Genomic DNA, 14,830 nt, shown 5'->3' with positions numbered 1-14,830 from the left:
AGGAGGGGCGGATATGCTGAAATCCATCCACCATATAGCAATCATATGCTCTGATTATGAAAAGTCGAAAGCTTTTTACACCGAGATACTCGGTTTCGGCATTATAAAAGAAACATACCGAAAGGAACGGGAATCTTATAAACTCGATCTGGCGCTGGGCGGCGCGTACGCGATTGAATTGTTTTCCTTTCCCGATCCGCCCGAACGGCCGACCAGACCGGAAGCCGCGGGTCTCCGGCATCTCGCCTTCACCGTAAACGATCTTGAAGCAGCCGTCAGGGAGTTAAAGGAAAAGGGCGTCGGCACAGAACCGATCAGAACCGATCCGCTGACGGGGAAACGGTTTACCTTTTTCTTCGATCCCGACAAGCTTCCGCTTGAATTGTATGAAGCGTAACGTTTTTTGAAGAAATGCCGCTTTCTTTGGCGAATTCCTTCTTGTTTTGTCTAACATGAAGGGAACGCCGCCTCATGGTCGAATACCTAGCAAAAAGGAGGTATGTGATCATGAATACAAACATGGCCGCAAAAGAGCTCGGCGTCTCCGCAAAAACGGTGCAAAGGTGGGTCAAGCAGCTGAACCTTCCGGCTGAACGGAATGAGCTCGGACATTATTCCTTTACACCTGAGGATCTTGATGTGCTGAAATCGGTCAAACGGCAAATTTCTGAAGGCACTGCCCTTCTGGACGTTCAAGTGCCCCGGCAGCCGAAAAAACGGACGGGCTTCATTTTGCAGCGTCCGAAAATCAATGGCGGCGCTGAACAAAGGTTGGCAGAGCTGGAGCGCAAACTGGACATTCTCACGAAAGAGAAACAAGGTGAGAACCATCTGCTTTCAAGGATAGAGGAGCTAGAACGCCAGCTGAAACAAAAGGCGGATGAAGGGGTGTCTTATCAGCTTCTTCAGCACAGACGGGAAATTGACGACCTCAATACCGAATTGCAGACATTGGCCTCCCGCATCCAGGAACTTGCCCAGACAGCTCCCCTCTCAGAAACAGCCGCTTCTTCAGAACATAAGAAACCCAGAAAAAAAACGAGATTTTCGCCTTTTAAATTTCAATTCTAATCAAAAAAGCTCCCTGAAACAGGGAGCTTTTCATTATGCAGTCAGCGCAATGATGATCGGCAGTGAGATAAGAGATAAAATCGCACTGATCACGAACGCGGACGCAGTTTCTTCCTCTTGTTTTTCGAAACGTGTGGCAATCATCGCCGCTACCGCAGATCCAGGGAATGCAACGAGCAATACCGCTTTAGTGATCTGGTCAGCCGGAAGTCCGACTGCAAGAGCGATCAAGTACATCAGCGCAGGCTGAACGGCAACTTTTAACAAAGCGATACCGAAAGCCGGCAGACTGAGCTTAATGTTGCGGATACCGACAGTTACACCGACGGCGAAGAGTGCAACACCTGATGTTGTGCTTCCGAGCTGATCAAGCATTTTTTCACCCAAGCCAGGGAGTGTTACACCGCAGAGTACCAGGATGATACTGATAAGCGGTGCAGCCGCAAGCGGTTCGGAAAGACCGTGAAGAATAGACTTACCAGTCATTTTCCAGAAGTTCTCGTTTTCGCTGTCTTGTTTCTTAGATGACTCTCCGACAGTAGCGATAATGATCGCAAGCGGGTCAAGGATGGCGTTAACCACGATACCCGTAACGGCGATAGGAATCGCTACTTCGTTTGCTCCGAATAAGCTTCCGAGTACCGGAATACCCATAAATGCAAATGTCGGCTGTGCAGAGTTTAAAGAAAATACAGATGAATTCGTTAAATCATACTTGAAGATAAATTTGCAAACCAACAAAATGACGATAAAGAATCCGACAATCCCAATGATCAAAGCGATCATTAAAGGAACCTGTGATAAAAACGCACTTCTTGAAGTGGTTAAAATACTTGCGATAAAATGCGCCGGAAGCGCGTACTTCGTAACTAAGGTGCTTACCCCTTTTGCTGACTTCGCGTCATAACTTCCGAAGCGACCTGCGAACCATCCCAGCACGATCACGAAAAAGATCGGCGCCAGGAGGATTAAAATATCTAAGAAGCTCAAAATGTTCTCCTCCAAATCCTTAATGTCCGTATACTTTAGCCTTTACATAAAAGCTTTCCCTCGGACTGTAAAATTAATCGTAAAATTATTTAGCGATAACTTGTTTATATTGCGGTTTCCACATTGCATCAAGAACGGCTTGTTCTACATTCTCAGGAATGCGGTTTGCCACGCCTTCTTTAATGGCAGTTTCCGCTACGGCGATCGCAACTTTAATTGAAACTTCTTGTAAGTCGCTCATGCTCGGCAGAAGGCCTGCACCCGGTGTTTCAAAATCAACGCTTTCTGCGATTGCGTCAGCAGTTGCCGCAAACATTGCAGGAGTAATCACTTTCGCTTCTACAACGATTGAACCGAGACCAAGTCCAGGGAACGCAAATGCGTTGTTAGATTGTCCGATTTCATGAGAAACGCCATTGTACTCTACATTCTCAAACGGGCTTCCTGTCGCCACAAGCACTTTGCCGTCAGTCCATTTGAAAAGATCGCTAGGAACGGCTTCAGCAAGCGGTGTCGGGTTAGACATCGGCATGATGACCGGACGCTCAACGTGTTTTGCCATTTCTTTGACGATTTCTTCACTGAACGCGCCGCTTTGGCCTGATGTACCGATTAAGATTGTCGGTTTCGCTTGACGGATCACTTCAATGAAAGGAATTTGTCCGTTTTCATCGCGTTTCCAATCTTTAATTTCTTCAGCTGTGCGCAGGTACGGCTCTTGGAAATCAAGAATGTTTTCCATACCTTCAATTAACAAGCCTCTGTAGTCCATTGTGTAGAACGCTTTGTTGGCTTCTTCTTCAGAAAGACCGGCAAGCACCATAGTGTCGCGGATTTGGTCAGCGATTCCGATTCCGGCAGATCCCGCACCGAAGACAACCACACGCTGGTCTTTAATAGACGCGCCTGTTTTCTTCATAGCCGCAAGCACACCTGCAAGCGTAATCGCGCCTGTTCCTTGAATGTCGTCGTTGAATGTAAGAATTTCATGGTTGTATTTCTTCATGATATTGCGCGCGTTTTTGTTTCCAAGGTCTTCCCAGTGAAGAAGAGCTTTAGGGAAATATTTAAGCGCAGCTTTTACATAAGCGTCAATGAAAGCTTCATAACGTTCGCCTTGGATACGTTCATGACGGTTACCGATGTATAAAGGATCGTTCAGAAGTTTTTCATTGTTCGTACCGACGTCAAGAACGACAGGAATAACACGGCTTGGGTCAATACCGGCAGCCGCTGTGTATACGGCTAATTTACCGATGGCGATGTTGATACCGCCTACACCCCAGTCACCGATTCCGAGGATGCTTTCTGAGTCTGTCGCAACGATCAGATCAATATCTCCGGCAGTGGCATGAAGGTTTTCAAATGCCTCTTCGATTCCTTCTACATTGTCGATAGAAAGGTAAATCCCTTGAGGTCTTCTGTACTCATGGCTGTATTCTTGAATCGCTTCACCGACAGTCGGTGTGTAAACAACCGGCAGCATTTCACGAAGATGGTTTTGAAGCAATTTAAAGAAAAGAACTTCGTTACGGTTTTGCAAATCATTCAAATACACGTTTTGGCGAAGGCGGTCCGGCTGAGCTTGAAACTGCTCGTATGCGCGTTTTGCCTGCTCATCAAGAGACAGAATGGTCGGAGGAAGCAGCCCGTCTAATCCAAGGCTTTTTCTTTCTTCTGCTGAAAACGCAACACCTTTATTTAAAGTAGGGATAGATAGAACTTCTTTTCCTCTTAAAGTAGTTTCTAAGTTGCCTTCCTTCGTTACTTTAATATTATTCAAGAAAATCTCCTTCTTTCTTCAAATAGTTAACAAAGTTAAGTAATTACCCATTTTGGCTAGTGTGATCGCGATCTGCTATATCTTTTTTTGACAATTATTCGAACAATGTCTCATAACTATTTACATTACTTAGTCATTTTATGCCTGTAAAAATGAAAATTCAAGAGATGAAAATTACTTAATTTTTTCATACTCTTTTTTAAGTTAATTAACTACAATTTTTGAAAAACCGTCAAAAAAACACCGGATTTTTTACCGATGTTTTCATGAAAAGGGTTATTTATCAGTCTGTTTTTTCGGCACTTCGTGATGGTGTCTGCATCTCGCTTCGTATGACTCCGACGCGCCGACTAAAATGACCGGATCATCATAGGAAGCGGGCTTCCCGTCAATCAAACGCTGCGTACGGCTTGCCGGCGACCCGCAAACGGAGCAGACCGCCTGCAGCTTCGTCACTGATTCGGCAACCGCCATCAGATTCGGCACCACGCCGAACGGCTCTCCCCGGAAATCCATATCAAGTCCGGCCGCGATGACACGATAGCCTTTATCCGCAAGCGAGGATAAGTCACCGATGATCGATTCGCCGAAAAACTGCACTTCATCTACCGCGATGACGTCCGTGCTTTCACTGATATGATCCCATATTTCAGCCGAAGACGAGATGACGTGGCTTGTCATGGATGTGCCGTTGTGAGAAACGACGGCCTCCTCACTGTAGCGATTATCAATGGCAGGTTTGAACACCTTGACCTCCTGCTTCGCATATGTCGCTCTTTTCACTCTGCGGATCAGCTCTTCTGATTTCCCAGAGAACATGCTGCCGCATATCAGCTCAAGCCATCCGCTTTGCTTCATTATGTACATAGGCTATCCGCTCCCCTTTTTTTCCTGTTTATGGACATAAAAAACAGGCAAGAAGCAATTCTTGCCTGCCTGTAAAATCTATTATTACTTAAGACCGTATTTTTTGTTAAAGCGATCAACACGACCATCAGCAGAAGCGAATTTTTGACGTCCAGTGTAGAATGGGTGGCATTCAGAGCAAATCTCAACGCGTACCTCTTCTTTTACTGAGCCTGTTTCAAATTCATTTCCGCAAGCGCATTTAACTGTTGCTTTTTTGAAATTAGGATGAATTCCTGCTTTCATTGTATCCATCTCCTTCCGCCCTGAATCCCGTGTGGAAACAGAGTTATTATTCCGGAGCGAATCCGGAACGCATATGAGAGAATTATATCAGTCATTTACTGCATTTGCAAATACATTTTTTATCAGCGGCGGGCTGATGATGAAAGGTTTGCCTGCTTCCATTCTTGGTTGATCAGATCGAAGAATTCCTGATTCGTTTTTGTTTTTTTCATTTTTCTCATAAACTTCTCTGCGAAGTCCGGAGAATCAGACATCGATTTGCGGATTGCCCATAGACGGTCAAGATGCTCTTTCGGCACGAGCAGCTCTTCCTTCCGCGTGCCGGAGCGGCGGATATCGATCGCCGGGAAAATCCGTCTTTCCGCAAGAGAACGGTCAAGGTGAAGCTCCATGTTGCCCGTTCCTTTAAACTCTTCATAGATGACGTCATCCATCCGGGAGCCCGTGTCTACGAGCGCCGTCGCCAAAATGGTCAGGCTGCCGCCCTCTTCAATGTTTCTCGCGGCACCGAAAAAGCGCTTCGGACGATGGAACGCAGCCGGGTCAATCCCGCCGGAAAGCGTACGTCCGCTTGGCGGGATAACGAGGTTGTAGGCCCGTGCCAGGCGGGTAATGCTGTCCATCAGAATGATAACGTCTTTTTTGTGTTCAACGAGACGCATCGCCCGTTCAAGCACAAGCTCCGCTACCTTAATGTGATTTTCCGGCACTTCATCGAACGTCGAGCTGACGACATCGCCCGCTACGGAACGTTCAATATCCGTTACTTCTTCCGGTCTTTCATCAATTAAGAGAACGATCAATTCAGCGTCAGGCTGATTTGTCGTAATGCTGTTAGCGATTTCTTTTAACAGCATGGTTTTACCGGCTTTCGGCGGCGCCACGATCAGACCGCGCTGGCCGAAACCGACGGGAGCCATCATATCGAGAATTCTTGTTGAAAGATAATTCGGTTTCGTCTCAAGCACCATTTGGCGGTCCGGATAAAGCGGAGTCAGCGCGGGAAAATGAACGCGCTCTTTCGCAGATTCCGGATCGTCTCCATTTACCGCTTCAACGTGCAAAAGTCCGTAATAGCGTTCGTTTTCTTTCGGCGGACGCACCTTGCCGGATACTTTGTCACCGTTTCTTAAATCAAAGCGGCGGATCTGGGAAGCAGAAATATAGATGTCTTCTGAGCTTGGCGAGTAATTAATCGGTCTGAGGAAGCCGAATCCTTCCGATTGGATGATTTCGAGCACGCCTTCCATAAACAGAAGATCCTCCTGCTCGGCGTTGGCTTTCAGGATGGCAAAGATTAATTCTTTTTTAGTCAGTTTGCTGTAGTAGGAGATTTTATAATGTCTGGCCAGTTCATATAGTTCTTTTAATTTCATATTTTCCAAAGAGGAAATAGATACGTCTTTCATAAAAACACCACGCTTTTCATAGTCAATGTATTGCTGTTTTCATTCAAATCGGCTGCTTCGCATGATTCCGCCAAAGCACATTCTTTTATAAAACGTTCAGGAACTTCTATCGGTAACACTTCCACCCATGATCGGCGCTTTTTTAAAAAAGGAATGTCTTAATGAGTTTTGAAGGAAGCGAGGACAAAAACTTGAGAAGATCAATATTTATATCGTCTGTATGCGGTAGAATTTGAAAATTTCCCAGTACTCAAAAGAAGGAATGACACAGAAAAATCGCAGCACTCTTTATTTTTACCTCATTTCAAAAAATTATTCAACTTAAATAATGCTTTGACATATAAATGATAGGGTTGACTCTTTTTTGCAAAAGAAAAGCGGGACTTTCCGTCCCGCTTTTCTCTATTTATGGCCGGATCACAAGATTTGGTTTTTTCTTCAGGCTGTGTCTTCCGTCAACGAATCGGACCGTTCCTGATTTCGCTCGGATGACCAGGCTTTCAGTCGTGCCGACGGAGCCTTTGAACTGAACGCCTTTCAGCAGCTCTCCGTCCGTGACGCCCGTTGCGGCAAAAATGGCGTCATCCCCTCTCACAAGGTCCTCCATCCGGAGCACTTTGGATACATCAAGGCCCATTCGCTCACAGCGCGCCTGCTCTTCCGCACTTTGCGGCAGAAGCCTGCCGATGATTTCGCCGCCTAGCGCTTTTAACGCAACGGCAGACAGCACGCCTTCAGGAGCCCCGCCTGAACCGAAGAGAATGTCTACTCCCGTATGGTCAAAGGCCGTATTGATGGCGCCCGCGACATCGCCGTCGTTGATCAGTTTGATTCTGGCGCCCGCCTCACGCAATTCAGAGATGATTTTTTCGTGTCTGTCACGATTTAAAATGGTTGCCACGACATCTTCAATGTCTTTATTTTTCGCTTTCGCAACGGCTTTTAAGTTATCAATGACAGGCGCTTCGATATCGATGCAGCCTACCGCTTCGGGACCGACCGCGATTTTTTCCATATACATATCCGGGGCGTTCAGCAATGTTCCATGGTCGGCGACCGCGATCACCGTCAGCGCATTCCAGCCGCCGCTCGCTACGATGTTTGTGCCTTCAAGAGGATCGACGGCGACATCGACGCGCGGGCCGTATCCGTTTCCGAGCTTTTCGCCGATGTAAAGCATCGGCGCTTCATCCATCTCGCCTTCCCCGATCACGACCGTGCCTTTCATCGGCACCGTGTCAAACACGTCACGCATTGCGCTTGTCGCCGCATCATCAGCTTCATCTTTTTTCCCGCGGCCCATCCATCTGGCAGATGCTAAAGCCGCCGCTTCAGTGACTCGAACCAATTCCATCGATAAGCTTCTTTCCATTTCAACACGATCTCCTCTCAAAAGTCCGCATTTCTATGAATTTTGGAGCTGTTCTATCTCTTCGTCCGTCAGCCTTTGCCGCCAGATTGTGGCGCCCAGACCTTCGAGTTTTTTCTCAAGATTGCTGTAGCCGCGGTCTAAATGCTCGAGACCGGTAATTTCGGTTACGCCGTCAGCCATGAGCCCGGCGACGACCAGACAAGCGCCTGCACGCAGATCGCTCGCCTTTACTTTTGCGCCCTGAAGCTCGGCCGGACCGGTGATAATGGCCGACCTGCCTTCCACTTTCATATTGGCCCCCATCCGTCTCAGCTCATCTATATGTTTAAACCGGGCCGAGTAGATGGTGTCGGTTACGACGCTCGTGCCGCTGGCTCTCGTTAACAGAGATGTCATCGGCTGCTGAAGATCAGTCGGGAATCCCGGGTAAACAAGCGTTTTTACGTCGACCGGTTTTATCTGCTTCTGCCCGCCGAGCATAAGAAGCTGATCGTCACTCGTCTCAATGTAAAAACCCATTTCCCTGAGCTTCGCCGTTAAAGACTCCAGGTGAGTCGGTATGACATTATCAATAATGACTTCTTTCCCCATCGCGGCGCCGGCGATCATAAAGGTGCCCGCCTCAATTCTGTCCGGAATGATCGTATGCCTGCATCCGTGCAGCTCTTTTACGCCGTCGATTCTGATTACATTGGTTCCCGCGCCTTTGATCTTCGCGCCCATGCTGGTGAGCAATGTGGCAACATCAATAATCTCAGGTTCCTTGGCGGCGTTTTCTATCACGGTTTTACCTTCAGCCAGTACAGCGGCAAGCATGATATTGATCGTCGCTCCGACGCTGACGACATCTAAATAAATCCGTGCGCCTCTCAGCCTTTCGGCGCGCAGATAAATCGCGCCTTGTTCATTGGTGACTTCCGCCCCAAGCGCCTCAAACCCTTTGATATGCTGGTCAATCGGCCGCGGCCCGAGATGGCATCCGCCCGGCAGTCCGATGACCGCCTGTTTGAAGCGGCCGAGCATCGCGCCCATTAAGTAATAGGAAGCGCGGAGTTTTTTCACTTTGCCGTTGGGAAGCGGCATGCTGATCATCGGGGAAGGGTCAACGACCATTTCTCCTTTTTCAAAATGGACGTTTCCGCCGATTTCTTTCAGCAGGTCACGCAGCGTTTCAATATCTGAGATCTCCGGAAGCCCTTCGATCGTTACTTCGGAATTTGCCAGAATGGTTGCGGGTATCAATGCGACGGCGCTGTTTTTCGCACCGCTGATATGTACGGTTCCGTTTAACGGATCGCCGCCGGCAATATTCAACTTTTCCATGATAGTCTCCTTCCATAAGAAGATAGCTGCGGAGCGTAAATAAAATGGCATTTTATTCTGTCTCTGCAAATAAAGCTCTTGTCCAAAATGTAGCCAATTCGAAGAGAAAGAATACAAGGACATTATAAAATAACAGGAAGAAAATAGCGAAGCTTTGCGGGGCATTTTTAACACAGGATGCACAGAGGCCCGCCGGGTTCATATTCCGGGGAAACACACTCTTCACTTTGATACTGAAGGCCCGCTGCCAAACATGAAAACATAAGGGTGCGGCAAACGGATGCAACCGGTTTGCCGCCCTTTTCCCCCTTATTTATTCCAGTCAGCCAAGAATTGCTCGATGCCTTTATCCGTTAACGGATGTTTCGTCAGCTGGTGAATGACTTTCAGCGGCATCGTACCGATATGCGCACCGCGTAAAGCGGCTTCAGTCACGTGCTGTGCATGACGGATGGAAGCTGCGATGATTTGTGTATCAATGTCATGAATGTCAAAAATCTGTCTTATTTCTGAAATCAGTTCAAGACCGTTATGGCCGATGTCATCCAGACGGCCTAAGAACGGAGATACATAAGTCGCTCCGGCTCTTGCCGCCAAAAGCGCCTGGTTGGCGCTGAAAATGAGCGTCACGTTTGTTTTAATGTTCAGGTCGCTCAGCGCTTTTACGGCTTTTAACCCTTCAGACGTCATCGGGATTTTCACCGTAATATTCGGCGCGATTTTCGCAAGTTCTTTACCTTCTTCAATCATTTCTTCAGCATTCAGGGAAATGACTTCCGCGCTTACTGATCCGCTCACGACTTCCGTAATCTCACGAAGTCTGTCATGGAAAGACACGTCAGCTTCTTTCGCCACTAAACTAGGGTTTGTCGTAACTCCGGCAAGAACGCCAAGTTCATAAGCTTCTTTAATCTCGTCAATGTTTGCTGTATCAATGAAAAATAACATAAGGAAAGCCTCCCCAGTAATAAATTTTCAGAACTGTAAAACATGATTGCGCTTTCTAAAGGTAAGACATAAAACCGCCTGTCAATGCTGTCAGGCGGTTTATGGATGTTACATTGAATTAAGCTTGGTTTGAAGAACCGAACTCACGCATTTTGCCGATAACCGTTTCTTTGATTGCTTCACGAGCAGGTCCAAGATATTTACGAGGATCGTATTCGTTCGGCTTAGCTGCCAATGTTTCGCGGACAGCTTTTGCAGAAGAAATTTGGTTTTCAGTGTTTACGTTGATTTTAGCCGTACCAAGTGAGATTGATTTTTTAATGTCGGCAGTCGGAATTCCTGTACCGCCGTGAAGTACTAACGGAAGGCCGGTTGATTTTCCGATATCTTCCATTTCTTTGAAACCGAGGTTCGGTTCGCCTTTGTAAGGACCGTGAACAGAACCCAGTGCAGGTGCAAGGCAGTCGATGCCAGTGCGCTCTACAAGTTCTTGACACTCTTTAGGGTCAGCATAGATTACGCCTTCAGCGATCACGTCATCTTCCTGTCCGCCTACAGTTCCAAGCTCAGCTTCAACTGAAACGCCGTGGAAATGAGCAAGCTCAACCACTTTAGCTGTAGTTGCTACGTTTTCCTCAAACGGATGGTGAGATGCGTCGATCATTACAGAAGTGAAACCTGCATGAATCGCTTTCGCACAAGATTCAAAGCTTGAACCGTGGTCTAAGTGAATCGCGACAGGAACTGTCACTTTGTATTCTTCCATAAGAGCTTTAACCATGGCAACCACTGTTTTGAAGCCGCCCATGTAGCGTCCCGCGCCTTCTGAAACACCAAGAATAACCGGGGATTTTTCCTCTTCTGCTGCTTGTAAAATAGCTTGAGTGAACTCAAGGTTATTTAAATTAAATTGTCCAACAGCATATCCTTTTTCTTTAGCTGTATTCAACATTTCCGTCATTGAAACTAAAGGCATGTCGAAAGTCCTCCTTATGTAGCCTGATTTGCTTCTTCTCGAAAAAAGCTTTCCACCTATAGCATGACCATAAAAACCTGTCATATGTAAAACAACAGATCGCTTTTTCTCCATCTCTAGGATACCAACTTTTCGACAAATCGGCAACACAATGACATAATTGTTTCTAATTTTATTAATTCGATTTTAGAGGTAAATATTTTTTCACCGCGTCTCTGATCTCATCAATGTCAAAAGGTTTCGCAAAATGAGTCAGCGCTCCGAGCTCTTTTGATTCCTTAATCATATCGAGTTCTCCGTAAGCGGTCATGATAATGACGCGGATGGATTCGTCGATCATCTTCATGCGCTTGAGAATTTCGATTCCGTCCATGCCGGGGATTTTCATATCTAAAAGCACGAGATCGGGCCGTTCTTTCGTTACGATGTCCAGCGCCTGTATGCCGTTGGCGGCCTGAAACGTCTGGTACCCTTCTTTATGAAACACTTCATTGAGCAATATGCGTATACCGTATTGGTCATCTACGATTAAAATCTTTTCATTCATCATTTTACACCCCAATATTATCATTTTCGTCAAAAGGAAGCAGTTGTTTATGTATTCTGTTTGATTTTCACATTTCCTTTAATTATAATAGTCTACTTTCCGACATTTTCTGAGCATTTTCTCTTTTGTTGTATACTGTTCTTGTATGTGTAAAGGAGGTTTCACTCATGTTAAAGATATTTACGACCCAGCTTGCAGGCATTTTTTCCCGCATTCAGGATAAGGAATCCGAAGCAATAGAAGACGGCGCGCGCCTGCTGGCGCAGGCAGCCGTCAGCGGTCATACCATTTATTTATACGGCGCAAATGAGATGCAGGGCATTTTGTGCGAGGCGGAACTCGGCTCAGAACCGATGCCTTCCGTCAAAGCGTTTCCGGATACAGCTGATTGGGTTACAGAAAGCGACAGGGTGCTGATGTTTTGTTCAGGTCCGGGCACAGCTGAAGAACAGGCGCTGGCTCAAAAGCTTTATGAAAAAGGGGTCGGCCTCGTTTGCGTATCTCCTGTCATCAAAGATCAAACCGGGATTGAGGAATTTTGTGATGTTCATATTGACAGCAAATTAAAAATGCCGCTTCTGCCCGATGAAGACGGGACAAGATACGGCTTTCCTTCATTAATGACAGGCCTGTATGTCTATCACGCGCTATCCTTTACGTTAAAGGAAATGATGCAGGAATATGCCTGATGCAGAAAAAAGACTTGCCGCTTTTAAAGGAGGCAAGTCTTTTTTTATTACTTCTGTTCTGCAGCTTGTACGGAAGCGCCGATAAAGTCTTTGAATAAAGGCTGAGGTCTTGTCGGTCTTGATTTGAACTCAGGGTGGAACTGACAAGCGACATACCAAGGATGGTCTTTCAGCTCGATGATTTCCACAAGACGGCCGTCAGGGCTTGTTCCTGAGAACACAAAACCGTTCTCTTCCATTTGCTGTCTGTATTCGTTGTTGAATTCATAACGGTGGCGGTGGCGTTCGTATACCACTTCATCCGCATACGCTTCGAAGGCTTTCGTGTCTTCCTGAAGCTTACAAGGGTACAGTCCGAGACGAAGCGTTCCTCCAAGATCCTCGACATCTTTTTGTTCTGGCAGAAGGTCGATGATCGGATAAGGGGTGGACGGATCGATCTCCGCAGAGTGAGCCCCTTCCAGACCTAATACGTTTCGCGCATATTCAATGGATGCAATCTGCATACCGAGGCAGATGCCGAAGAACGGAATTTTATTCTCACGCGCATACTTGGCGGCGATGATTTTCCCTTCTACGCCGCGGTCCCCGAAACCGCCGGGCACGATGATTCCGTCTGTGCCGCCAGTCAGCTCTTGAATATTGCTTTCTGTCACTTCTTCGGCGTTAATCCATTTGATCTTCACATCAGCGTCAAACGCATAGCCCGCGTGGCGCAGTGATTCAACGACTGAAATGTAAGCGTCCTGAAGCTCGACGTATTTACCGACAAGGCTGATTGTAATGGTTTTAGACAAGTTTTTCACTTTCGTGACAAGGTCTTTCCATTCCGTCATATCCGGGTCTTTGCATTCTAATTTCATATGATCGCAGACAAGCTTATCGAGTCCCTGCTCCTGAAGGTTAAGCGGGATGGAGTAAAGGTTGTCCGCATCTTCGCACTCGATGACCGCTTTCGTGTCAATATCGCAGAAGAGCGCGATTTTATCTTTCATATCTTGAGAAATCGGCATTTCCGTGCGCACGACGATGATATTAGGCTGAATACCGAGGCTTCTCAGCTCTTTTACGCTGTGCTGCGTCGGTTTTGTTTTCAGCTCGCCCGCCGCTTTGATGTACGGAACAAGCGTACAGTGAATGTACATCACGTTTTCATGGCCGATGTCGCTTTTCATTTGACGGATAGCTTCAAGGAACGGAAGGGATTCGATGTCTCCCACTGTTCCGCCGATCTCAGTAATGACTACATCTGCGTTTGTTTCTTTGCCTGCACGGTACACGCGGTCTTTCAGTTCATTTGTGATATGCGGAATGACCTGAACCGTTCCGCCGAGGTAGTCCCCGCGGCGCTCTTTTTTCAATACGGCGGAATAAATTTTGCCGGTCGTCACGTTGCTGAATCTGTTCAGATTAATGTCAATGAAACGCTCATAATGCCCTAAGTCAAGGTCAGTCTCAGCGCCGTCATCGGTAACGAATACCTCACCGTGCTGGTACGGGCTCATCGTTCCCGGGTCAACGTTGATATAAGGGTCAAATTTTTGGATAGTGACGCTCATGCCTCTGTTTTTCAAAAGGCGGCCAAGTGACGCAGCCACAATTCCTTTTCCGAGTGATGATACAACTCCCCCGGTTACAAAAATATATTTCGTCATTTCGTTTGCTCCTCTCTTCGGTCTGCGCTACATTCCTTAAAATGTGCCGTTTTATAGAAAATCATTTCACTAAAAACAAATGATGTGTAAAAGAATTTGGGAGATGAAAATAAGAAAGCTCCCTTTCAATTTCTTGAAAGGGAGCGTAGCACTCTTATGAATTCTCTTCTTTTTGAAGAGCCCAAAATACATACTACATAGTTCGACAATGAAAGTCAAGATCGTTTTGCTGATATAAAATCAGTCTTTGCGTTCCTCTTCCTCATCATCATAATCTTCCTCATCTTCTTCAATCACATCGTCTTCGATCTCAAGCTCGTCGTCATCTTCTTCATCGATATCTTCGTCGTCGAAGCTGTCTGCGTCAAGGTCAATATCTTCTTCTATTTCATCGAGATCGATGTCATCTTCATCAACTTCCTCGAATTCATCAAGGTCGAGATCTTCCTCAACGACTTTTTTCGCTTTTTTCTTTTTCGCTTTTACAGTCGGCTGTGTTTCTTCGTCCAGCTGATCGTACGGATACCAGCTGCGAAGCCCCCACGTCTGGTCTGACAGAGCAATAAAGCGGCCGTCAATGTTCAGGTCTGTATAAAATTGGGCGATACGGTCGCCCAGTTCCTCTTTCGTAACACCGAGCAAGGAGATCATTTCATTCAGCAGCTCCTGGAACGGAACCGGTTTTTTATGTTCTGAGAAAATTTCGTGAGCGATTTCAACTAAAGCCATCTGCTTCAGCTGTTCCTGAGAATATTGTTTGATACTCAAGGTCGGACACTCCCTTTCTATTACTTATATGTATCTGTTTCTATCCTATAATAAGAACGAATTTGTATTGTTTTGTTCATAAACCATACCTCTCATTATAAACAAATTAAAACAGAATATGCTACCCTTAACAGCGTAATTTAAGAA

The 14,830-nt window shown here is 46.5% G+C and carries 15 protein-coding genes and 1 pseudogene; 3 read left to right on the top strand and 13 right to left on the bottom strand.

Going from position 1 to position 14,830, the window contains the following annotated elements; all coding sequences use genetic code 11:
* Positions 1–13 precede the first annotated feature (13 nt).
* Together gloA2 and racA are read left to right on the top strand one after the other, a co-directional pair.
* The gene (gene gloA2 / locus G9F48_RS06925) at positions 14–397 is read left to right on the top strand and encodes an SMU1112c/YaeR family gloxylase I-like metalloprotein (RefSeq protein ID WP_044052824.1); all 384 of its coding nucleotides are present in this window, start codon (positions 14–16) and stop codon (positions 395–397) included.
* Between the two features lie 110 nt (positions 398–507).
* On the top strand, positions 508–1,071 hold the full coding sequence (racA, locus tag G9F48_RS06920; protein WP_015418422.1) for a chromosome-anchoring protein RacA: 564 nt from the start codon (positions 508–510) through the stop codon (positions 1,069–1,071).
* A gap of 33 nt (positions 1,072–1,104) precedes the next feature.
* Here racA and G9F48_RS06915 read toward each other — a convergent pair whose 3' ends face one another.
* From G9F48_RS06915 to spo0F, 11 genes and pseudogenes are all read right to left on the bottom strand, one after another.
* On the bottom strand, positions 1,105–2,061 hold the full coding sequence (locus tag G9F48_RS06915) for an AEC family transporter (RefSeq protein ID WP_003151136.1): 957 nt from the start codon (positions 2,059–2,061) through the stop codon (positions 1,105–1,107).
* A gap of 85 nt (positions 2,062–2,146) precedes the next feature.
* The gene (malS, locus tag G9F48_RS06910) at positions 2,147–3,844 is read right to left on the bottom strand and encodes an oxaloacetate-decarboxylating malate dehydrogenase (protein WP_039253498.1); all 1,698 of its coding nucleotides are present in this window, start codon (positions 3,842–3,844) and stop codon (positions 2,147–2,149) included.
* Positions 3,845–4,120: 276 nt separating this feature from the next.
* The gene (locus G9F48_RS06905; RefSeq protein WP_038464350.1) at positions 4,121–4,711 is read right to left on the bottom strand and encodes a thymidine kinase; all 591 of its coding nucleotides are present in this window, start codon (positions 4,709–4,711) and stop codon (positions 4,121–4,123) included.
* Positions 4,712–4,795: 84 nt separating this feature from the next.
* The gene (gene rpmE / locus G9F48_RS06900; protein WP_003151132.1) at positions 4,796–4,996 is read right to left on the bottom strand and encodes a 50S ribosomal protein L31; all 201 of its coding nucleotides are present in this window, start codon (positions 4,994–4,996) and stop codon (positions 4,796–4,798) included.
* 122 nt (positions 4,997–5,118) lie between these two features.
* Positions 5,119–6,405: a transcription termination factor Rho gene (gene rho, locus G9F48_RS06895; protein WP_003151107.1), complete on the bottom strand. Its 1,287-nt coding sequence runs from the start codon at positions 6,403–6,405 to the stop codon at positions 5,119–5,121.
* Positions 6,402–6,610: pseudogene (locus G9F48_RS20045) on the bottom strand (hypothetical protein). The gene rho and the pseudogene G9F48_RS20045 overlap by 4 nt, the downstream one beginning before the upstream one ends.
* Before the next feature lie 201 nt (positions 6,611–6,811).
* Complete coding sequence (gene glpX / locus G9F48_RS06890; RefSeq protein WP_003151105.1) at positions 6,812–7,777, bottom strand: class II fructose-bisphosphatase; 966 nt, start codon at positions 7,775–7,777, stop codon at positions 6,812–6,814.
* Between the two features lie 33 nt (positions 7,778–7,810).
* Positions 7,811–9,100 (bottom strand): UDP-N-acetylglucosamine 1-carboxyvinyltransferase, encoded by a 1,290-nt coding sequence (locus G9F48_RS06885; protein WP_014306008.1) that lies wholly within the window; start codon positions 9,098–9,100, stop codon positions 7,811–7,813.
* A 309-nt stretch (positions 9,101–9,409) separates the two neighbouring features.
* On the bottom strand, positions 9,410–10,048 hold the full coding sequence (fsa, locus tag G9F48_RS06880) for a fructose-6-phosphate aldolase (protein ID WP_003151103.1): 639 nt from the start codon (positions 10,046–10,048) through the stop codon (positions 9,410–9,412).
* A 118-nt stretch (positions 10,049–10,166) separates the two neighbouring features.
* Positions 10,167–11,024, bottom strand: coding sequence for a class II fructose-bisphosphate aldolase (locus G9F48_RS06875; protein ID WP_003151102.1), 858 nt, complete (start codon positions 11,022–11,024; stop codon positions 10,167–10,169).
* Between the two features lie 175 nt (positions 11,025–11,199).
* Positions 11,200–11,574, bottom strand: a complete 375-nt coding sequence (gene spo0F / locus G9F48_RS06870; RefSeq protein WP_012118670.1) for a sporulation initiation phosphotransferase Spo0F — start codon at positions 11,572–11,574, stop codon at positions 11,200–11,202.
* Between the two features lie 164 nt (positions 11,575–11,738).
* Between spo0F and G9F48_RS06865 the strand changes: the two genes are divergently transcribed.
* The gene (locus tag G9F48_RS06865) at positions 11,739–12,260 is read left to right on the top strand and encodes a DUF2529 domain-containing protein (protein WP_165409264.1); all 522 of its coding nucleotides are present in this window, start codon (positions 11,739–11,741) and stop codon (positions 12,258–12,260) included.
* 47 nt (positions 12,261–12,307) lie between these two features.
* Here G9F48_RS06865 and pyrG read toward each other — a convergent pair whose 3' ends face one another.
* Positions 12,308–13,915, bottom strand: a complete 1,608-nt coding sequence (gene pyrG, locus G9F48_RS06860) for a glutamine hydrolyzing CTP synthase (protein ID WP_003151098.1) — start codon at positions 13,913–13,915, stop codon at positions 12,308–12,310.
* Between the two features lie 240 nt (positions 13,916–14,155).
* Positions 14,156–14,683 carry a DNA-directed RNA polymerase subunit delta gene (gene rpoE, locus G9F48_RS06855; protein ID WP_032875929.1) on the bottom strand — a complete coding sequence of 176 codons (528 nt, stop codon included), beginning with the start codon at positions 14,681–14,683 and terminating at the stop codon, positions 14,156–14,158.
* Positions 14,684–14,830: the final 147 nt, after the last annotated feature.

This window comes from Bacillus sp. EKM420B (genome assembly GCF_011065565.1).
Lineage (GTDB): Bacteria > Bacillota > Bacilli > Bacillales > Bacillaceae > Bacillus > Bacillus velezensis.
Note: the sequence above shows the minus strand (reverse complement) of the source record. Positions and strands in the feature narration are given on the sequence as shown.

Bases quoted from the DNA above. Each gene is read 5' to 3' on its own strand.
- pyrG (WP_003151098.1), bottom strand. From the start codon at position 13,915: ATGACGAAATATATTTTTGTAACCGGGGGAGTTGTATCATCACTCGGA.
- rpmE (WP_003151132.1), bottom strand. From the start codon at position 4,996: ATGAAAGCAGGAATTCATCCTAATTTCAAAAAAGCAACAGTTAAATGC.
- racA (WP_015418422.1), top strand. From the start codon at position 508: ATGAATACAAACATGGCCGCAAAAGAGCTCGGCGTCTCCGCAAAAACG.
- G9F48_RS06875 (WP_003151102.1), bottom strand. From the start codon at position 11,024: ATGCCTTTAGTTTCAATGACGGAAATGTTGAATACAGCTAAAGAAAAA.
- G9F48_RS06865 (WP_165409264.1), top strand. From the start codon at position 11,739: ATGTTAAAGATATTTACGACCCAGCTTGCAGGCATTTTTTCCCGCATT.
- gloA2 (WP_044052824.1), top strand. From the start codon at position 14: ATGCTGAAATCCATCCACCATATAGCAATCATATGCTCTGATTATGAA.
- fsa (WP_003151103.1), bottom strand. From the start codon at position 10,048: ATGTTATTTTTCATTGATACAGCAAACATTGACGAGATTAAAGAAGCT.
- G9F48_RS06905 (WP_038464350.1), bottom strand. From the start codon at position 4,711: ATGTACATAATGAAGCAAAGCGGATGGCTTGAGCTGATATGCGGCAGC.
- glpX (WP_003151105.1), bottom strand. From the start codon at position 7,777: ATGGAAAGAAGCTTATCGATGGAATTGGTTCGAGTCACTGAAGCGGCG.
- rho (WP_003151107.1), bottom strand. From the start codon at position 6,405: ATGAAAGACGTATCTATTTCCTCTTTGGAAAATATGAAATTAAAAGAA.
- spo0F (WP_012118670.1), bottom strand. From the start codon at position 11,574: ATGATGAATGAAAAGATTTTAATCGTAGATGACCAATACGGTATACGC.
- G9F48_RS06885 (WP_014306008.1), bottom strand. From the start codon at position 9,100: ATGGAAAAGTTGAATATTGCCGGCGGCGATCCGTTAAACGGAACCGTA.